Annotated in this window: 14 protein-coding genes and 1 pseudogene; 4 read left to right on the top strand and 11 right to left on the bottom strand. The window is 63.8% G+C overall.

Annotated elements, in window-relative coordinates:
- Positions 1 to 69: 69 nt before the first annotated feature.
- A pseudogene (panB, locus tag EAW56_RS07015) lies at positions 70 to 892 on the top strand (3-methyl-2-oxobutanoate hydroxymethyltransferase).
- 3 nt (positions 893 to 895) lie between these two features.
- Here panB and panC read toward each other — a convergent pair.
- From panC to EAW56_RS07040, 5 genes are all read right to left on the bottom strand, one after another.
- Positions 896 to 1,693 carry a pantoate--beta-alanine ligase gene (gene panC / locus EAW56_RS07020; RefSeq protein ID WP_122085859.1) on the bottom strand — a complete coding sequence of 266 codons (798 nt, stop codon included), beginning with the start codon at positions 1,691 to 1,693 and terminating at the stop codon, positions 896 to 898.
- A 28-nt stretch (positions 1,694 to 1,721) separates the two neighbouring features.
- Positions 1,722 to 2,216, bottom strand: coding sequence for a DUF4411 family protein (locus tag EAW56_RS07025; RefSeq protein WP_095275659.1), 495 nt, complete (start codon positions 2,214 to 2,216; stop codon positions 1,722 to 1,724).
- Positions 2,216 to 3,370, bottom strand: a complete 1,155-nt coding sequence (locus EAW56_RS07030; protein ID WP_122085861.1) for an ImmA/IrrE family metallo-endopeptidase — start codon at positions 3,368 to 3,370, stop codon at positions 2,216 to 2,218. Before EAW56_RS07030 ends, EAW56_RS07025 begins: the two co-directional genes overlap by 1 nt.
- Before the next feature lie 233 nt (positions 3,371 to 3,603).
- Entirely contained in the window at positions 3,604 to 6,159 is a 2,556-nt protein-coding gene (gene clpB, locus EAW56_RS07035) for an ATP-dependent chaperone ClpB (protein WP_122085920.1), read from the bottom strand.
- Positions 6,160 to 6,280: 121 nt separating this feature from the next.
- Positions 6,281 to 7,606: a sodium/glutamate symporter gene (locus EAW56_RS07040; RefSeq protein WP_122085863.1), complete on the bottom strand. Its 1,326-nt coding sequence runs from the start codon at positions 7,604 to 7,606 to the stop codon at positions 6,281 to 6,283.
- 52 nt (positions 7,607 to 7,658) lie between these two features.
- On the opposite strand from EAW56_RS07040, the gene EAW56_RS07045 reads away from it, so the two are divergent.
- The gene (locus tag EAW56_RS07045; RefSeq protein ID WP_147453263.1) at positions 7,659 to 8,867 is read left to right on the top strand and encodes a ferredoxin reductase domain-containing protein; all 1,209 of its coding nucleotides are present in this window, start codon (positions 7,659 to 7,661) and stop codon (positions 8,865 to 8,867) included.
- Here EAW56_RS07045 and EAW56_RS07050 read toward each other — a convergent pair.
- Positions 8,864 to 10,021, bottom strand: coding sequence for an HNH endonuclease signature motif containing protein (locus EAW56_RS07050; protein ID WP_167457408.1), 1,158 nt, complete (start codon positions 10,019 to 10,021; stop codon positions 8,864 to 8,866). The two genes, EAW56_RS07045 and EAW56_RS07050, sit on opposite strands and share 4 nt — an antisense overlap.
- Positions 10,022 to 10,435: 414 nt before the next feature.
- Positions 10,436 to 11,266: a carbon-nitrogen hydrolase family protein gene (locus EAW56_RS07055; protein ID WP_095554006.1), complete on the bottom strand. Its 831-nt coding sequence runs from the start codon at positions 11,264 to 11,266 to the stop codon at positions 10,436 to 10,438.
- Positions 11,267 to 11,587: 321 nt separating this feature from the next.
- Here EAW56_RS07055 and EAW56_RS07060 point away from each other — a divergent pair, with 321 nt between their 5' ends.
- Both EAW56_RS07060 and EAW56_RS07065 read left to right on the top strand, forming a co-directional pair.
- Positions 11,588 to 12,751 (top strand): alpha/beta hydrolase, encoded by a 1,164-nt coding sequence (locus EAW56_RS07060; RefSeq protein WP_095554005.1) that lies wholly within the window; start codon positions 11,588 to 11,590, stop codon positions 12,749 to 12,751.
- Positions 12,752 to 12,799: 48 nt separating this feature from the next.
- A complete protein-coding gene (locus EAW56_RS07065; RefSeq protein ID WP_095554004.1) occupies positions 12,800 to 14,569 on the top strand; it encodes a pyruvate dehydrogenase in 1,770 nt (589 codons plus the stop codon).
- A gap of 62 nt (positions 14,570 to 14,631) precedes the next feature.
- On the opposite strand, the gene EAW56_RS07070 is transcribed toward EAW56_RS07065, so the two are convergent.
- The 4 genes from EAW56_RS07070 to dnaK form a co-directional block, all read right to left on the bottom strand.
- Positions 14,632 to 15,042, bottom strand: a complete 411-nt coding sequence (locus tag EAW56_RS07070) for a heat shock protein transcriptional repressor HspR (protein ID WP_095554003.1) — start codon at positions 15,040 to 15,042, stop codon at positions 14,632 to 14,634.
- 12 nt (positions 15,043 to 15,054) lie between these two features.
- Positions 15,055 to 16,242, bottom strand: a complete 1,188-nt coding sequence (dnaJ, locus tag EAW56_RS07075; RefSeq protein WP_122085867.1) for a molecular chaperone DnaJ — start codon at positions 16,240 to 16,242, stop codon at positions 15,055 to 15,057.
- A gap of 137 nt (positions 16,243 to 16,379) precedes the next feature.
- Positions 16,380 to 17,036: a nucleotide exchange factor GrpE gene (gene grpE, locus EAW56_RS07080; protein ID WP_122085869.1), complete on the bottom strand. Its 657-nt coding sequence runs from the start codon at positions 17,034 to 17,036 to the stop codon at positions 16,380 to 16,382.
- 18 nt (positions 17,037 to 17,054) lie between these two features.
- Positions 17,055 to 18,902 carry a molecular chaperone DnaK gene (dnaK, locus tag EAW56_RS07085; RefSeq protein WP_095536061.1) on the bottom strand — a complete coding sequence of 616 codons (1,848 nt, stop codon included), beginning with the start codon at positions 18,900 to 18,902 and terminating at the stop codon, positions 17,055 to 17,057.
- Positions 18,903 to 19,059 lie beyond the last annotated feature (157 nt).

Here is a 19,059-nt window from a genome sequence, read left to right on the forward strand (position 1 = left end):
GTGCGCCGCTGGCTGAGGTCCTTCGGGGCTTCAGCCGGAACTAAGTGTCACTCAATTAGACTCCCAAGGGTGACTGGTTATCTTGCTCCCACGAAAAAGGTCCGGGTCGCCGACCTTGCGCAGAAGAAGGCGTCCGGTGAGAAGTAGGCGATGCTCACCGCCTACGACTACTCCACCGCCCGCGCGTTCGCCCAGGTCGACATCGAGTGCTTGTTGGTAGGAGACTCGGCCGCGAACGTCGTCTACGGCTACGGGTCCACCAACCAGATCGGCGTTGACGAGATGGTCCACCTCGGCGCCGCAGTGGTGCGCGGGGCGGGCAACGCGCTCGTTGTGATCGACCTGCCCCTTCGGCACCTACGAAGCGAGCGACGAACAGTGCGTGCACACCGCCACCGACATGGTGCGCCGCACCGGCGCGCACATGGTCAAGCTCGAGGGCGGCGTGCGCATCGCCCCGCGCATCCGCGCGCTCAAAAACGCGGGCCTCGCGGTATGCGCACACGTCGGATTCACCCCGCAATCCGTCGATAGCCTCAGCGGCTTCAAAGTCCAGGGCCGCGATGCGGGGGCGGAGCTTTTGCTTGACGACGTCCACGCAGTCGTCGACGCAGGCGCGGACCTCGTCGTCTTCGAAATGGTTCCCGCGGCGCTCGCCGCGAAGATCACGCGCGAGTGTCCGATCCCCACCGTCGGCATCGGGGCCGGCCCGGACACGGATGCGCAGGTTCTGGTCTGGCACGACATGGCTGATCTGCCCGCAGGCGATCACCGGGCGCGCTTCGTCCGCCGCTTCGGCACGATCGGCGCCGACCTCACGGCTGCTGCCGCCAACTACAAGCGCGCGGTACACACCGGCGAGTTCCCCGCCGAGGAGCACACCTTTTCGTAGCCGTTAGCTAATCTGGATCGGCGCGTTGTCGAGCAGGCGCGTCGAGCCGACCTTAGCGGCCACCAGCAGGCGGGCCTCGCCGGTAAAGCCGGCCGGGAGCTCGGCGAGGTCTGGTCTGGTGGCGACGAGGTAATCGAGGTGGAGGTCGGGCGTGGCGTCGAGAAGCGAGCGAGCGGCATCGACGCTGCCGGTAGCGATTGCCCTGGGGATGGTGAGGGCGACCTCACGCTCGGCGGCACTGAGGTAGCGGTTGCGCGACGACAGGGCGAGACCATCGGCGTCGCGCACAATCGGGCACCCGTGGACGCGGACCGGGAGATGCAGGTCCTCCACCATCTGGCGGATCAGCGCGAGCTGCTGGTAATCCTTCTCACCGAAGAACGCGTCGCGAGCTCCTGTGAGCGCGAACAGCTTCGCCACCACCGTGAGCACGCCCGCGAAATGTGTCGGGCGGGTCGCGCCCTCCAGCACCTGACCCAACGGGCCCGGCTGGATCGTCGTGCGCGGGCCGTGGGGGTACATCGTCTCCGGTCTCGGCGCGAACACAGCCTCGACGCCCTCCGCTTCCAGCTTCTCTACGTCCTCGGCGAGCGTACGCGGGTAGGCGTCCAGGTCCTCGCCCGGCGCGAACTGCAGCGGGTTGACGAAGATACTCACCACCACCGGGTTGCCCAGAGACTTTGCCTGCCTGACCAGAGCGAGGTGGCCCTCATGCAGCGCCCCCATCGTCGGCACCAGGGAAACAGGGCCGTGGCCGATGGCGTCGGTGAGGGACTCAGGGGTGTGGACCAGATGTGTCATGTAGATGATTATGGAACGTGCCAAGCAATTACGGGGATTTCTGCAGGTGCAAGGTGACGCCCGTCTCGCGCATCATCTCAAATGTGTCTGCTGTATCCACACCCATCGCCAAACAGGCATCCGGAATAAGAATCCTTTTCCGTGAGTGCGGTTGTGAGCGCTCATGGGTTACGACCGTATGTTGATGCTCACGAGCGTAAGCAACGAGAAGATAATCGGCGTGATTTCCTACAAAAGCGTTGATGGCTTCCTCCCGGTACGCTCCTGAAACAGCCCACTGAGAAAGCGGCTGGAAGTGCTTCGTCGTTGGCTGATCAATCGCCCTGAACAAACCAGGATTTGCACGCGTCCACTCAGCGAGCTCATCATTGCCCTGTAGGAGTTCATCCCGGACGGCTTCGATACTGCACACCAAATCTTGCCGATACGCGCCTTCGAGCCAATCCCAGAATCCCGGCGCGAGGTCGAAAGCGTAATACCGGTTCTTCGCCTCAATGAGGATGTTGGCGTCGATCAGGAACATCAGGCAACCCCCAATTCTTCCGCAAGATTCTCAAACGTTGCATGTTTTTTCGCACCAAGCAACTGGTACGCGTCCCGGTACGCAGTGGAGCCTTCCAAAGCGCTCGCGATCACGGCTCGAGAGAAACTGCGACTGAGGCGCAGTGGCTGGGTGTAGTAATAGTTGCCGCCGCCATCGCTGCGTCGCGTATCAAAAAAAGACATGACACGCCGCTTCTCTACTTCATACGCCTTGGTGTATTCATTCCAAGGAAGCACCTTGGCATCATAAAGACGTTTAAGGATCACCAGCGTACTGACGCGATAGGTCCTAGCAAGGCGTTCCAACTCCTCTACGTTCACGACGCCCTGAAATTCCTCAATCAAAGCATGCATCGGCACAAGCACCTCTGCAGCGACTTGGTTGCACCAGAGCTCAGCCTTAGGACCATCCTTAGCTGTCATGGCGGCTTCCGAGAGTGCGCTGCCACCTAACCAAATGTGTGCCAGCTCGTGAATCAGCGTAAAGATTTGGGCTGCTTTGGTGTCCGCTCCGTTGACAAAGATCAGTGGGGCGAGGGAGTCCGCTAAAGCAAATCCTCGGAACTCACTAGGATCCAGTCTCCGGTGCGGATCGGAACCAACGACACCACTTACCATGACCAAGACGCCGACTCCCTCGATCCGGTCAATCAACTGACGCAAAGCCTGTTCCCAATTGGGGAAGGTGGCGCGTGCATCAAGACCAAAATCTAACGCGTTCCGAATCTGGCTCGCGACTTTTTCAACTGGCGAATTCAACGTGGCAGCACCAACAAAGGAGACTTCGTCGAAATCGTTCATCAAGGCATGTTCGCGATACCAGTCTTGACGCTGCTGACACTGGTAGATCGTGTCAAGGAGATCTGCCGAGGGTTGCTGAACCCCAATGTTGCCCAACGTCCTCATATCCGGGATTGGAATCGCCTCTACCGGCGGTTCCGGAAGAAAAAGCAAACCCAAAGGCGTATGCGTAGCGTTTGCAAACTTCTTTAATTGTTTGAGTGTGGGGCGTTCTTCTTGAGAGAGCCATAAGTCAAGCTTCGGAGCACGACGAACAGTAGTGTCCTCATCCCAACCACTCCGCCGAACAGCCCAACGAAGAACCTCTGGGGCAACATCCACCCGCACTACCATTCCACTCACCTCCACCGACTTTGTGGATCGACTACGTAGGCATCATCATACGTTTCTTTGACATCCGCCCAGGGGGCCGCAGGCTCCTAAATGGAGCTAGCTCCATTTGGCCGACCAGTCAAACCGCGACCTGCGGTTTTGCACTGCCACAGGGTGCAAATGGAGCTAGCTCCTTGTGGACGACAGACGGACTACGGCCCGGAGGCCTGCTCGGCCCCGCCGCCGACACCGACTTACGCAGCGTCGACGGTGAGGTGCTCCCCGCCCTCTGCGACGTCCACGTTGACGGTGTCGCCGTCGCGGACGTAGCCGGCGAGCAGCGCCTTCGCCAGGCGGTCGCCGATGGCCTGCTGGATCAGGCGGCGCAGCGGGCGGGCACCGTAGGCCGGGTCGTAGCCGCGCTCCGCCAGCCAGGCCTTCGCGGCGTCGGAGACGTGGAGCGTGAGGCGCCTGGAAGCGAGACGCTCCGCGAGCGAGCCGAGCTGGATGTCCACGATGCCGACGAGCTGCTCGGACGACAGGGCGTCGAAGACGACGACATCGTCGAGGCGGTTGATGAACTCGGGCTTGAAGTGGTGCTTCACCGCGTCCATGATCTGGTCGTGGCTGCCGCCCGCGCCCAGGTTGGAGGTGAGGATGACCACCGTGTTGCGGAAGTCCACCGTGCGCCCCTGGCCGTCGGTGAGGCGGCCTTCGTCGAGAACCTGCAGGAGGATGTCAAAGACGTCCTGGTGGGCCTTCTCCACCTCGTCGAAAAGCACGAGCGAGTACGGGCGGCGACGAACGGCCTCGGTGAGCTGGCCGCCGGCGTCGTAGCCGACATACCCCGGAGGGGCGCCGACCAGGCGGGAGACGGAGTGCTTCTCGCCGTACTCGGACATGTCGATGCGGACCATCGCGGAATCGTCGTCGAAGAGGAACTCAGCCAGCGCCTTCGCCAACTCGGTCTTGCCCACGCCGGTGGGGCCGAGGAAGAGGAAGGAACCGATCGGGCGGTTCGGGTCAGCCACGCCCGCGCGCGAGCGGCGCACCGCGTCGGACACCGCGTTGACCGCGTCCTTCTGGCCGACCACGCGCCCGGCCAGCAGCTCCTCCATGTGCAGGAGCTTCTCGGTCTCGCCCTGCATCATCTTGCCTGCCGGGATGCCGGTCCAGGAGGACACGACCTCCGCGATCACGTCCGGGGTGACCTCCTCGGTGAGCATCGTCTTCTGGGTCTCGCTGGCGCTCGCCTCCGCGTCCGCGAGCTGCTTCTCCAGCTCGGGGATGCGGCCGTAGCGCAGCTCGGAGACCTTGGCGTAGTCGCCGTCGCGCTCCGCGATCTCGGACTCGTTGCGCAGCCGCTCCAGCTCCTCCTTCGCGGACTGGACCGAGTCGATCTCCGCCTTCTCGTTGGACCAGCGAGTTTTCAGCTCGTTCAGCTTTTCACGCTGGTCAGCGAGCTCCTGGCGCAGGTCCGCCAGACGCTGCTGCGAGGCTGCGTCCGACTCCTTCTGCAGCGCGATCTCCTCGATCTCCAGGCGGCGGACCACGCGCTCGAGCTCATCGATCTCCTGCGGCGAGGAGTCGATCTCCATGCGCAGGCGCGAACCGGCCTCATCCACCAGGTCGATCGCCTTGTCCGGCAGGAAACGGTTGGTGATGTAGCGGTTGGACAGCTCGGCGGCCGAGACCAGCGCGGAGTCCTGGATGCGCACGCCGTGGTGCACCTCGTAGCGCTCCTTCAGCCCACGCAGGATGCCAATCGTGTCTTCCACGGTCGGCTCGCCCACGTACACCTGCTGGAAGCGGCGCTCCAAAGCAGCGTCCTTCTCAATGTGCTGGCGGTACTCGTTCAGCGTGGTCGCGCCGACGAGGCGCAGCTCGCCACGGGCCAACATCGGCTTAATCATGTTGCCCGCGTCCATGGCACCCTCGCCGCTCGCGCCGGCGCCAACAATGGTGTGCAGCTCGTCGATAAAGGTGATGATCTCGCCGTCCGCCGACGTGATCTCGTCCAGCACGGCCTTCAGGCGCTCCTCGAACTCGCCGCGGTACTTCGCGCCCGCGACCATGGACCCCAGGTCCAGGGAGATCAGCGTCTTGCCCTTCAGCGACTCCGGGACGTCGCCCGCGACGATGCGGCGGGCTAGGCCCTCCACGATCGCGGTCTTGCCCACGCCGGGTTCGCCGATCAGGACCGGGTTATTCTTCGTGCGGCGGCTCAGTACCTGGACCACGCGGCGGATCTCCGAATCTCGCCCGATCACCGGGTCAATCTTGCCCTCACGGGCGCGTGCGGTCAGGTCGGTGGAGTACTTTTCCAGCGCTTGGAACTGGTCCTCCGGCGTCTCGGTCGTGACCTTCTTGTTGCCGCGGACGGACTGGAACGCAGACTTAATCGCATCGTACGTGGCGCCGCGCTTGGTCAGCAGCTCCGCGGCCTCATCGGTGCCGCGGGCGATGCCGGCGAGGAGTACCTCGGTGGACACGTATTCGTCGCCAAGCTCCCCGGCGAGCTCTTGCGACGCATTAAGCGCGTTGAGCGCATCGCGGTTGAAGTTGGGGTTGGCCATGTTCTGGCCCTCCGCCTTGGGGTAACCGGCGACCAGCTCGCCCGCCTCGCGCGCGACCGTCGCGGGGTCAACGCCCGTGGCTTTGAGGACGGGGGCGGCGATGCCGTCTTCCTGCGTAAGAATTGCCTGCAGCAGGTGCGCCGGGCGAATATCTGGATTCCCTGCCGCGGAGGCCTTCTGCAGCGCCTGCTGGATGGCCTCCTGCGTCTTTGTTGTGGGGGTAAAGGATGCCATGGTCAACATCGTCCTTTCCGTGTGCGTTTATGTTCGTCGTGTTTTATCTCCCGTTTTACTCGGGTCACTTCCTATAACGCACCGGAAGTTGAGTCTGTTCCACTCAACCCTGTTTTGTTGTTTACTCCCGCTTTGCCGGGACCCACTTCGAAGCAAAGGACAGAATCACCACGCCCACGGCCACCGCGAAGGCGATCCAGCCTAAGCCCGTGACAAAGCCGGCGATCACCGCGATGGGCGCGAGGATGGTCATGCCGATCTCAAACGGGGCGAAGCCGACGTACGCCACGCCGTACTCGTTGAGCGTGCCGGACTTCAGCTTCGGGTCGACCATCTTGAGCAGTGCGATACCGGTGGCCACTGCCGCGGTCGCCCAACCCCAGCCGAACAGGCCACGCTCGAGCCAGTTGGTGCCAAAGAACAGCGGGCCCGCCCACAGCATCCACACCACGCAGAACACGGTGCCCAGGACGAACAGGAGCAGGAGCGCCTGCCAGTACCCGGCGAGCGCCGCGGGCACGATCGACGCGATACCGAAAGCAATCATGTAGTCGGTCGCTGCGCCGGAGATGGAGCTAATGGTGTCGCGGTCCAGGTAGTTCGGCCGCCCGACAGCCTTCAGCAGGCCGCGGCCAATCAGGCCCACCACGCACGCCATCGCGAACAGGGGGATGGACACGTTTTCCCACTGCGACTTCACCAGTTGGTTCAGCATGTACGCGATGAGCACGGTAAACACCACGAAACCACCGTGCAGCGCCAGCGGCTCGATGGAGGACGGGTTGGTAGTCGCCTTGCCGATGGAGGGGCGCTCAGATTCGTCGTCAATATAGCCAGTGCGCAGCTCGCGGGGCAGGTCGCCGCTCAGCTCAGTCGCCTTGCCCTTGCGGATGCCCCAGTTTGCCACGATCACGCCGCCAACGATGGCCACCAGTGTGCCCACGGTCGCGGACGTAAAGCCGATGGACGAGGCGTTTTCCACCCCGACCCCCTCCAGCGCGGAACCGACCGCCGCCGCGGTGCCGAACCCGCCGACGAAGCCGACCGGCAGCATCATGCCGAACCAGGGCTCCGTGCCAAACAACGGCGCAAACAGGTACAGGCCCAGCAGGATGAACAGACCCCACTGCCCCATAAACATCGAGGTCGAATACGCCCACATGTTGCGCGCACCCGCGGCCACGGAGCCGCCGAGCTCCATCGAGTACGCCATTGACGCGAACACCACGGCGATCAAAAGTGTCGTGTATGTGCCCACGCTGTCAGACCAGTTGATCACCCCGAGCACTTCCTGCCCGAGGACAAGACCGATCAGCCCCGCCGTGATCGGCGCAGGCAGCAGCAACGCCTGTAATACTTTCAGCCGGTTGCGGAGTACGTTGCCAATGATCAGAAGCACCGAGATCCAGCCAATATCAGTCAGCATTGTGTACGGCGTAAATTCCATTGCTGCCACCTACCTTACCCATTGTTTTAGATGTCACATTACCCTGTAACGCATGAGCTCTTTCCGCACCGCCTCCCGCGAAGCAGCCCAAGTTTTGCTTAACGACGAATCGCTGTCCCGGTCCACACTCTGGACCTACTTCGTTGCTGAATTCCCTGAGGCAACCGGTCTTCTCCCGGCCGGCGTGACGGAAGCAACGCACTCCATGGTGTCCGTGCCGGGGAAGGCACTGCTGCGCGTCGCCGACACCGCGCCGGACGACGAGTCGGTGGACCCCACCGCTCTCGCCCCGGCCGTCGAGGGGGGTCTGCGGGACTGGGCCCTGCACATGCGCAGGACCGGCTTTCCCTCCGCCGAGTACCCGCGCGCGGCAAAGCTGTACCAGGACCTGATCGCTTCCATGCTCGGCCACGAGCTCGACGAGCGAGTCGCCCGGACGCTGGAGGAGTTCGGTGAGGTCATGCGCAGCGCGGCCGAGCAGGCTGACCAGAAAGGTATTCCGGCGGCCTCCGCCGCCCAGGTCACCTCGGTCATCGAGGCCTCGTCCTTCGAGGGCGCCCCCGCCGCAGCGCGCACCCGCATCGTGCGCCTGGAAACCAGCACGCCCATTCCGTACGAGCCCGGGCAAGTGGTGCCGGTGCTGCAGACGAACCGCCAGGGCGTGTGGCACGACCTGGCGCCAGCGTTGCCGTACAACGAGCTCGGCCAGCTGGAGTTCCACGTCCGCGAGGAGTTGGACGTGGAAGTGGGCGACTACGTCACGCTCGGCGCAGCTTACGGGACTGCTCCGCTGCGTGGCGTCGATAAGCGCCCTGGCCACAGGCTCCTCATTGTCGCCGACGGCACAGGCCTGGCGGCGGCGAAGGCGATGGTGTTCGACCTGATGGAGCGCGACGAGCGTCCCGAGGTTGAGCTGATGATCGGCGTGGAGCACGAGGACGAGTTCTATGACCTGCACACGTTTGCTTCGCTGACCTCGAGCTCCGAGGTGCACGATTGGCTCACCATCACCTGTGTTGCGGAGCAGGTGATCGACCCGGAGGACCCGGAGTCGCCCGCGATTGTGGAGGGGCTGCGCCGCGTGTGGATCGGCGTCGAACGGCTCGCATCGGCGACGGGCACTTGGTGGGGCCGCGACGTCGTGGTCTGCGGCAGCGTCGCCCGTTGCACGCTGATCACGGACGCCATGAAGGAAGCTGGCGCGCCGGCACTGACCGTGGTTGCCATGGACGAGGAAGCCGATTGGTTTAACGAGCACTAGCCGAGCCTCTCGTATTCCTCAATCCACAGGTCCTCGTACTCCCTCATCGTCATCGCGTTGTCGTCGCGGTACGGCCGCTGGTACGAGGGCGAGATAAACCGCGTGCCGTCCGGGAAGACGAAGTGCACGTCGTCGGCGTCTTTGATAATCCGCGTGTGCCCCTCCGTCACCAGTGAATGACACGCAGAGCACAGCGGCAACAGGTTTTCCATCGTCGTTTCGCCGCCCAGCGCCCAGTCCTCCACGTGGTGAACCTCGATGAACCTGGTATGGGTGCACCCCGGCACCGCGCATTCACTGCCCCACATTGTCATGAGCGCGTTGAGCTGCGCGTCGTTGGCAAGCCGCGCCGACTTCGACGTGTTGATGATCAGCCCCTGGTCATTCACCTCGTTCACCCGCACGATGGCGTTCGACACGGCGTGGGCAATGCTTATCGACGCCTCTCCCACCCCATTCGGCATATAGGCCCGCCCATCCGTCGTCGTCACGATATTCACGTGCGCTCCCGGCGCGCGCAGTGGGTTCTTCGGCTTGCTGCGCACCACATTCACCATGCCCATAAACGCCGCGAGCATGGCTTTCCCCACCGGCAGGCCGAAGCCGGATTGGTTAGTCATCTCCTTCAGGGCCTCGTCGACGCCGTCCTGTTCCACCACCTCCGCGAGGTCGACGTCGTAGTAGGACAGTTCGCCGATCTTGAGGGCCGCGGCGACCTTCGCGCCTTCCAGCGGGCTGAGGTCCGCCCACAACCCGAATCTGCCGTTCTTCCGCTCCGCAATGCGGACATACGAGGAGGGTTTGCTCTCTCCCTCCTCGCCCTCACGCTGGCGCCACGCGAGCTCGGCTTCAAGCTCGTGGTAGCCGAGCTTGATGGCCAACTCGACGAGCTCGGCTTCATCGTTGTGTTTGAGATACGGCAGGAGTAGCCGCACTTTGGAGTAGTTCACGTCTCCCTCGTTGAACGCCTCCGCAAGGTGCGAGTAGCACATGAGATCACGCGCGATGGAGACGTATTCGTGCGCGGTGGATTTTGAAATACCTAGCCGCCGAATGAGCCACTGAGCCGTCGTTGTTGCGCCGAGGCGACGCGCGAGTCGCAGCTTGTCAAAGATGCCGATGTCGCGCAGTAGCGCCGCCTTCTGCCGAGTCATTCGCCCGAAGGTCGATGCAATCCGGTCTGCTAATTGCGTGATTGCACAGGAGCCAGTAGGTGGATCCTGTTCGACAGCACCATCATCAGCGATAGCATTTTCGATATTTTCAGGACTGGGATGCTTTGGTGATTCGGTCATGATGCGTGGCTCCGTTCATGGGTTGTCGGGGTGTTGGCAATGAAGATAGCACCCCCACCGAACATCGACCTGACCTGCCTTTTCATCAAGTTAAGTACGTTAACAACGTTGACGTTCGCTAGCGCGTTGAGTCGCGGTAACCAACGACTGAAGGAAGTCCACATTGCGGACTTTTCTCAGCATTCTACGTTCGAACAACATCGATTTCGCGCACACCCATTCCAACGTGACTGAACGGAGTCCGCATTGCGGACTTTTCTCAGACGGCGGGCTCTACGACATTCGCGTCGATGCCTCAATATCCACCACCGGAAGCGCGCGGCGGGTTGCGCCAACGGCATCGAGATCAATGTCCGCGACGAGAATTTCCGGTCCGTATCCCGTCTCCTCAACCACGACGCCATCCGGCGCGACGACCACCGAGTGCCCGATCCCGGTCGGCCCCGACTCCTGCCCAGCCTCTCGCTCGAAGTCGGGACGGGCCTGTCCCGCTGCTGCAAGGAATACGCCCGAATCAAGTGCGCGCGCACGGGTGAGCAAGCGCCACTGCTCGAGCTTGCCGCCCCCATCCGCCCAGCTCGTTGGTACGACGATCACCTCGGCGCCGCGGCGGGCCAGCTCGCGGAACTGCTCCGGGAAACGAATATCAAAGCAGATAGCTACCCCTACGCGTACGCCATCGCACTCGAAAGTCACGAGCCGTTCCCCCGCTTTGACGGTGTCAGATTCGCGATAGTCGAACGCGTCGTAGGTATGAATCTTGTCGTAGCCCAGGTGCACGCCTTCACCCGTAATGAGCGCCGTGTTGTAGACCCGGTTGATCGTCTTCCCGTCCACCTCGCGGGAATCCGCAGGACGAAACATCCCCGCCACAATGGTTACCCCAACGTCCGCCGCGAGCTGCCGGAGCGCGGTGGCGAACTCGCCATCCAGCCCCTCGGCCTGCTCATCCAAGCGCCCCTGCCCGAAGGCCTGGCTCGTCGCCTCCGGCAACACAATCAGGCTCGCCCCCTGCTCGGCCGCCTCTCGAATGAGCGGCGACACCTTAGCCAGGTTTTCGCGCACGTCAGGGCCGGTGGTGGTTTGAATGCAAGCAAGTTTCATGCATCCAATGCTAAACATTTTCAAATTTGTTTGCCCTACCCATTGATTCGGTTGTTACGGTTGTATAGGGTTACACCATGAACTTTTTACACCTTACGCAATCCACAGCTTCCACCGCCCGCGCTCACACACCGCCGGACCTCACCCATTATGACCCACGCCTTTCCCCATCATCCACCGCAAACGCGTTATCCGCAGTCTGTTCACACCACACGTTAGCCATGCAGCACACCACCGGCGGGATCCACGCACACCTCGACGAGGTTGCCCGCTTTGCCGACCGCGTCTGCGACCTCGACAGCACCATCGCGGGGAGGCTCGATGCGCACCGATAGCACCGTCTACCAGCCCGCCCTCTTCCCCGACGAGTTGCGCCGGGCGGCGGATGAGGTGTGGGAGGGGCTGTGCGGCGTCGATAGGCAACTACTCAATGCGCGCCAGGCCAGCGAAGCTTTGGTTCGATCCGGCTTCGAAGGCCCTGCGGCGAACGCATCGAATGCGACCCTCAACGCCTACGCGGCCGAGCTGGAAACGCAACGCGCGGACCTCGAGCGGGTTCGTACAATTCTGCAGGTTGCCGCGCTGGCACACGCCTGCTTGGACGCGGTGGCGGAGGTGGCGATTCGGGCGGGGCACCACCAACTCATCCAGTGGCTCAACCGGCGATCCCAGGCGCTCGACCGCGAAACCGCGGACGCGCTGCGCACGAACGTGCCGCTCCATACTATCGACGGACTCTTCGCCCACCCCGACGACTCACTCGAGCAGGTCCACGCGCGGCACGCCGCGACTGTCCCCGCCGCGACGCTGCAGACCGTCGAAGCCAGCGGCGGCACCATCCTGGAAGCCGGGCCGGCGAGCACCACCGTGATGATTGGTAACACCGTCGCGCCCGAGCGGGTGATCACCATGGTCGCCGGCACGCACACCGGCAAGCCGGAGGACTTGGGCGGCGAGCTCGACAAGGCACAACGCATCGCCGCGCGCACCGGCGCGTCCGTCGTCGTCTGGCAGGGCTACGGCCCGCCCGCCAACATCCCCGACGCGGGCGCGCAGATCAACGCCGTGCGCGGCGCGGACAACCTCGCGCAGTTCCAAGCCGCCCTCGAATCTCGCTTCCCCAGCGCCCAAAAGACGATCGTCGCGCATAGCTACGGCACGCTCGTCCCCACACTCGCCGCCGCCGAGCACGGATTGCTTGTCGACGACCTGTGGCTCCTCGGCAGCGCCGGGGTCGCTGGCAACAGCGTGGACGACTTGGCGCTTGCGGGGCCGGACTCCACAGTGTTCGTCGTGGACTCGCCGGACGACATCATCCTCACCCTGCGGTCGGGCCCGGATGCTGCGCTGGGGGCCTCGCCGTCGTCGCCAAGCTATGGCGCCACCCCTATCGAGGGCGTGACCGGAAGCCATACGGACTATTTCACAGACTCGGCGTTCCTGTCTGCCTTAGCACAAGAAGGCGGACAATATGGGCGTTTTTAGGTATCATGTTTTGCGTTTAGTGATTCATCACCCAATAGGAGGGAATCCATGGCACAAAACTTTGCAGAAAACGTCGTAGCTAAGCTCGAAGAACTCGGCATCAAGCGCATCTACGGGCTGGTCGGCGACTCGCTAAATCCGCTGTCGGATGCAGTGCGCCAGAGCGACATCGAATGGGTCCACGTCCGCAACGAGGAGGCCGCCGCGTTCGCCGCTGGCGCTGACTCGCTCGCCGCCGATGAGCTCGCCGTCTGCGGCGCTTCCTGCGGCCCGGGCAACACCCACTTCGTGCAGGGCCTGTACGAGTCGCACCGCAACGGCTCCAAGGTCCTGGCAATCGCCTCCCACATCCCGACCATGGAGATCGGCTCCTCCTTCTTCCAGGAGACCCACCCCGAGCTGCTCTTCCAGGAGTGCTCCTCCTACTGCGAGGTCGTCCACAACCCGGACCAGGGCATGCGCGTGTTCCACAACGCTGTACAGAACACCCTGGCCGGCAACGGCGTGTCCGTGATGGTCGTGCCCGGCGACGTCTTCGCCGCCGACGTCACCGACGGCCCGCACACCGCGGACTCCGTCTACGCCACCGGCGCGAAGAAGCGCGTGTTCCCGGATCCGCACGAGGCCGCTCGCCTCGTCGAGGCCATCAACAACGCCGAGAAGGTCACCATCTTCGCCGGCTGGGGCGCTCGTGACGCCCGCGACGAAGTCTTCGCCCTGGCGGAGAAGATCAAGGCGCCGATCGGCCACTCCTTCCGCGGGAAGATGTACTTCGAGCACGACAACCCGTACGACGTCGGCATGTCCGGTCTGCTCGGCTACGGTGCGTGCCTGGACGCCATGGACGAGTCCGACCTGTTCATCATGGTCGGCACCGACTTCCCGTACTCCGACTGGCTGCCGGACGAGAACGTCGCGCAGATTGACATCGACGGCAGCCACATCGGCCGCCGCACCAAGGTCGACTACCCGGTCGTCGGTGACGTGAAGAGCGTCATTGAAAACATTCTCCCGCACATCGAGGAGAACAAGGACCGCAAGTTCCTGGACAAGATGCTCAAGCGCCACTACCAGCTGCTCGAGCACGTGGTGAACAACTACACCAAGAAGGCAGCCGAGTCCACGAAGCCGATCCACCCGGAGCTGGCAGCCTCCGTGCTGGACGAGCTGGCTGATGACGACGCCTACTTCACCGTCGACACCGGCATGTGCAACGTCTGGTCCTCGCGCTACCTCACCCCGAACGGCAAGCGCGACGAGGCCGCGTCCTTCCTCCACGGCACCATGGCCAACGCACTGCCGATGGCCATCGGCGTGCAGGCAGCCTTCCCGGACCGCCAGGTCATCTCCTGGTCCGGCGACGGCGGCCTGGGCATGCTCATGGGCGAGCTGCTCACCATCAAGCTGCACCAGCTGCCGGTGAAGGTCATGTGCTTCAACAACTCCTCCCTCGGCATGGTCAAGCTCGAGATGATGGTTCAGGGCATGCCGTACTTCGGCACCGACCACGAGGAAGCCAACTACGCCGAGATTGCCAAGGGCGTTGGCATCAAGTCCTTCCGTGTGGAGGACCCGGACGACCTCAAGCCGGTGATCAAGGAGGCCCTGGAGTACGACGGCCCGGCCCTCGTTGACATTGTCACGGACCCGAACGCGCTCTCCCTGCCGCCGGGGATTACCTGGGACATGATGAAGGGCTTCACCAAGTCCGGCGCCCGCACCGCCTTCCTCGAGGGCGGCGTCGGCCGACTGTTTGACCTGGCCAAGTCCAACCTGCGCCACATCGGCGGCGCAGCGGCCATCGAGTTCGGCGGCTAGTCCGGACGCACGAAAAAAGGGGACGCGGTCAGATCGACTGCGTCCCCTTTTTGCTGTCGCGGTTAGGGTTGTGCGCGGCGGCGTCGAGAAGCTGCGGGCTCCCACGTCACCACCGCTGTCGAGCGCGGCACGTGCACGAGCTCGCCGCCGCGGGCGGGGCGGGACTCGAGGCGCTTGCGCAGCTGGGTGTTCTCCTCGTGCTTCGCGGCCAGCTCTTCCTGCAACTCATCGATCTGCTCGGTGAGCTGGATAATCGTCTTGATGCCGGCCAGGTTCACGCCGTCCTCCTGGGACAGCTGCTGGATCCGGCGCAGCAACGAGATGTCCCGGCGCGAGTAGCGGCGCCCGCCGCCGCGCGTGCGCATCGGGGTGACTAGGCCCATCCTGTCGTAGGTGCGCAGCGTCTGGGCGTGCATGCCGGTGAGCTCCGCGGCAACGGAGATTACGAAGTACTGCTCGGTTTCCCTCGACACGTGGCTCACCTCCTACTGTGCGCCGGCCCACCCGGCGCGCGGGTCAAAGCCGGAGTCCCGCTCCGCCTGGTGGTAGGCGCGCAGCGCGCTGGTTGCGGCCGCATCCAGGTCGTCGGGCACCTTTACCTCGACGGTGACCAGCAGGTCGCCGGCCTTGCCGGACTTCTTCGGCACGCCGCGGCCCTTCACGCGCAGGGTGCGCCCATTCGGGGTACCTGCGGGGATCTTCACGCGGACGCGCTTCTCCAGCGTCGGCACCGTCACGGTGCCGCCGAGGGCGAGCTCACCGAAGGACACGGGAACCGTGACTTCCAGGTCGTCGCCGGAGCGGGTGAACACCTTGTCGTCACGCACGTGCACGCTGACAAACAGGTCGCCCGCGGGCGTCCCGTTCGGCCCCGCCTCGCCCTGCCCGGCCAGGCGCACCTTCTGCCCGTCGACCACGCCGGCGGGGATCCGCACCGTGATCGTGCGGGCGCGACGCACGGTGCCAGTGCCGCGGCAGGTGGGGCAGGGATCCTCGATGATCTCGCCCGTGCCCTGGCACTCCGGGCACGGCCGGGCCATGCCGAACGCGCCGTTGTTCTCCCGGATGTAGCCCGAGCCGGAGCAGTGGCTGCACCGGTGGGTCTTGCCGTCCTTGGAGCCGGAGCCGTGGCAGGTGGTGCACGGCGCGTCGCCAGTCAGCTCGACGGGGAAGGTGGTGCCCTTCGCCGCCTCGCGGAAGTCGAGCGTTATTTCCGTTTCGACGTCGGCCCCCCGCGACGGCCGAGCGTTCCTGCCAGCACCGCCGCCGCGGTTAAAGAGGCCACCGAAGAGATCACCAATGCCGCCGTCTCCAGCTTGTCCAGCACCGGCGTTTCCGAAGATGTCTGAGAATCCGGAGTAGTCCGAGAAGTCCGTCTGCGTCGTGCGAAACCCGCCGGGAAACCCGGTACCACCTCCCCCGAAGCGCCCAGCACCCATCATGGACTTGAACTGGTCGTATTCCTTGCGTCGCGCCTCGTCACCGAGGACGTCGTACGCCTCCGCCACGCGCTTGAACTTCTCCTCCGCAGCTTTGTCGCCGGGGTGAGAATCCGGGTGGTTTTCGCGTGCGAGTTTGCGGTACGCCTTCTTAATGTCTGCAGCCGAGGCGCTTGAGGAGACCCCGAGGTCACCGTAGTAGTCCTTGCCTGCCCATTCCTGTTGCATTGCCATCTCGCACCCTCCTTTCACGCAATGTTAGTGCGTTGCTCTCGAGTCATTCTGTTGTTCTACGAAAAGGGCCGGGGAAGAGTCCGCTTCGTTGTCGCTTCCTCGTTCCCCGGCCTCGAGCCGTTGGGCCGATCGTGGCCCTAGGCGTTGTCTGCTGCGTTGTCTTCTGCGCCGCCCTCAGCGTTGTCCGCAGGGTCCACGATGATCACCATCGCGTTGCGGATCAGGCGCTCGCCGACGCGGTAGCCCTTGCGCAGCACCGTCCCGACGACCTGCTCGCCGCCGGAGGACAAGTCCTGCACTGCCTCGTGAATCTCCGGGTTGAAGGGCTCGCCCTCCGCACCGAAGGCCTCGACTTTTTGGTTGGCCAGCACGCCGCGGAACTTGTCGGCGAAGGACTTCAGCGGCCCTTCGTTCAGGTCGCCGTGCTGGTCGGCCAGGTCAAGGTCATCCAGCAGCGGCAGCAGCTCGCTGGCAAACTTCGCCTTCGCGTGGTCCGCGATCTGGCCGCGCTCGCGATCGGTCCGGCGGCGGTAGTTCGCGTACTCGGCGCTCACTCGCTGCAGGTCCTCGGTGCGCTCGACCAGTTGCTTTTCGACGGAGTCGCCCTCCTCGACAACCTCCTCGGCGGCTTCGCCGTCGAGGCTGGCCTCAATGTCGGCGAGTTCCTCGTCGACGCTCTGGGCGCCCGCGGCTTCTTCCGCGGCCGCTTCAGCCTCGTCGGGGGTGACGAACTGCTCGTCGGTGTTCTCCGGTGCGCCCGGATCTTCCGGCATCTGCGGGTTCGGGTTCGTCATAACCTGACCACTCCTGACTTACTTGTTGTCGGAGTCGTTGGACTCCTCAGCGTCGTCCTCGACAACCTCGGCGTCAACAACGTTGTCGTCGCCTGCGGCGGCGTCGGCCTGGGTTGCGCCCTCGTTGGCCTGTGCCTCGTAGAGGACCTTGCCCAGCTCCTGGGACTCGGTGTTCAGCTTCTCCACGGCGGACTTCACGGCCTCGAGGTCGTCGCCCTTGAGCGCCTCGTCCACGGCATCTGCAGCCTCGGTGACGCGGGTCTTCAGGTCCTCCGGCAGCTTGTCGGAGTTCTCATCCATAAACTTGCGCGTCTGGTAAGCGGCGGTCTCCGCGTTGTTGCGGGTCTCCTGCTCCTCGCGACGCTTCTTGTCCTCCTCCGCGTGCTGCTCGGCGTCCTTGACCATGCGGTCGATCTCCTCCTGGGACAGACCGGAGCCGTCCTGGATCTTGATCGTGTTCTCCTTGCCGGTGGCCTTGTCCTTCGCGGACACGGAGACGATGCCGTTTGCGTCGATGTCGAAGGTAACCTCGATCTGCGGCACACCGCGCGGCGCCGGAGCGATGCCTGCCAGCTCGAAGGAGCCGAGCAGCTTGTTCGCAGACGCCATCTCGCGCTCGCCCTGGAAGACCTGGATCTGCACGCTGGGCTGGTTGTCCTCAGCGGTGGTGAAGGTCTCGGAACGCTTCGTCGGGATGGTGGTGTTGCGCTCGATCAGCTTGGTCATCACGCCGCCCTTGGTCTCGATACCGAGGGAGAGCGGGGTGACGTCGAGAAGCAGCACGTCCTTGACGTCGCCACGGAGCACGCCGGCCTGCAGGGCTGCGCCGAGGGCCACAACCTCGTCCGGGTTCACGGACTTGTTCGGGTCCTTGCCGGTCAGCTCCTTGACCAGGTCGGTCACGGCCGGCATACGGGTGGAGCCACCGACCAGGACGACGTGGTTGATGTCGCCGACGGAGAGGCCAGCGTCCTTGATCACCTGGTTGAACGGGGACTTGGTGCGGTCCAGCAGGTCAGAGGTGATCTTCTGGAACTCGGTGCGGGTCAGGGTCTCGTCCAGGAAGAGCGGGTTCTTCTCGGAGTCAACGGTGATGTACGGCAGGTTGATGGAGGCCTGCTGGGAGGAGGACAGCTCGATCTTTGCCTTCTCCGCAGCCTCGCGCAGACGCTGCATTGCCATCTTGTCCTTGGACAGGTCCACGCCCTGTGCGGACTTGAACTTGTCTACCAGCCACTCGACGATGCGGTTGTCCCAGTCATCGCCGCCCAGCTCGTTGTCGCCGGCGGTAGCGAGGACCTCAACGACGCCGTCGCCGATCTCCAGCAGGGAGACGTCGAAGGTGCCGCCGCCCAAGTCGAAGACCAGGATGGTCTGCTCGGAGTCGTTCTTCTCCAGGCCGTACGCCAGCGCAGCCGCGGTCGGCTCGTTGACAATACGCAGGACGTTCAGGCCCGCAATCTGGCCGGCCTCCTTGGTGGCTTGGCGCTGTGCGTCCTCGAAGTATGCCGGGACAGTAATGACCGCGTCAGTCACCTCGTCGCCCAGGTACGCCTCCGCGTCGCGCTTCAGCTTCATCAGCGTACGAGCGGAGATCTCCTGCGGGGTGTAGTCCTTATCATCAATGTTGATGGTCCAGTCATCGCCCATGTGGCGCTTGACGGAGCGGATCGTACGGTCAACGTTGGTCACCGCCTGGTTCTTTGCGGACTGACCAACCAGCACCTCGCCGTTCTTCGCAAACGCGACAACGGACGGGGTGGTGCGGGAACCCTCGGCGTTCGCGATAACGACCGGCTCGCCGCCCTCCAGGACGGAGACGACCGAGTTCGTGGTGCCAAGGTCAATACCTACTGCGCGTGCCATGTTGCATTCCTCCTGTAAACGTGGGGTTTATCAATAAGTTGATGTGCTGTGACTCAACTTCACGGCAACCACTGTAACAGATGATCTGCCGCTCTTGAGTCCGTCACACTCAATCCTTACAACGGCACGCGGTATAAAGTTGTTCCCACCCGACTCA

Source organism: Corynebacterium gottingense (genome assembly GCF_003693265.1).
GTDB lineage: Bacteria > Actinomycetota > Actinomycetes > Mycobacteriales > Mycobacteriaceae > Corynebacterium > Corynebacterium gottingense.

What these genes read in the sequence shown, in the direction of transcription:
- panC (WP_122085859.1), bottom strand. Translation starts at nt 1,693, where the DNA reads ATGACACATCTGGTCCACACCCCTGAGTCCCTCACCGACGCCATCGGC.
- EAW56_RS07025 (WP_095275659.1), bottom strand. Translation starts at nt 2,216, where the DNA reads ATGTTCCTGATCGACGCCAACATCCTCATTGAGGCGAAGAACCGGTAT.
- EAW56_RS07030 (WP_122085861.1), bottom strand. Translation starts at nt 3,370, where the DNA reads ATGGTAGTGCGGGTGGATGTTGCCCCAGAGGTTCTTCGTTGGGCTGTT.
- clpB (WP_122085920.1), bottom strand. Translation starts at nt 6,159, where the DNA reads ATGGCATCCTTTACCCCCACAACAAAGACGCAGGAGGCCATCCAGCAG.
- EAW56_RS07040 (WP_122085863.1), bottom strand. Translation starts at nt 7,606, where the DNA reads ATGGAATTTACGCCGTACACAATGCTGACTGATATTGGCTGGATCTCG.
- EAW56_RS07045 (WP_147453263.1), top strand. Translation starts at nt 7,659, where the DNA reads ATGAGCTCTTTCCGCACCGCCTCCCGCGAAGCAGCCCAAGTTTTGCTT.
- EAW56_RS07050 (WP_167457408.1), bottom strand. Translation starts at nt 10,021, where the DNA reads ATGACTCGGCAGAAGGCGGCGCTACTGCGCGACATCGGCATCTTTGAC.
- EAW56_RS07055 (WP_095554006.1), bottom strand. Translation starts at nt 11,266, where the DNA reads ATGAAACTTGCTTGCATTCAAACCACCACCGGCCCTGACGTGCGCGAA.
- EAW56_RS07060 (WP_095554005.1), top strand. Translation starts at nt 11,588, where the DNA reads ATGCGCACCGATAGCACCGTCTACCAGCCCGCCCTCTTCCCCGACGAG.
- EAW56_RS07065 (WP_095554004.1), top strand. Translation starts at nt 12,800, where the DNA reads ATGGCACAAAACTTTGCAGAAAACGTCGTAGCTAAGCTCGAAGAACTC.
- dnaJ (WP_122085867.1), bottom strand. Translation starts at nt 16,242, where the DNA reads ATGGCAATGCAACAGGAATGGGCAGGCAAGGACTACTACGGTGACCTC.
- grpE (WP_122085869.1), bottom strand. Translation starts at nt 17,036, where the DNA reads ATGACGAACCCGAACCCGCAGATGCCGGAAGATCCGGGCGCACCGGAG.
- dnaK (WP_095536061.1), bottom strand. Translation starts at nt 18,902, where the DNA reads ATGGCACGCGCAGTAGGTATTGACCTTGGCACCACGAACTCGGTCGTC.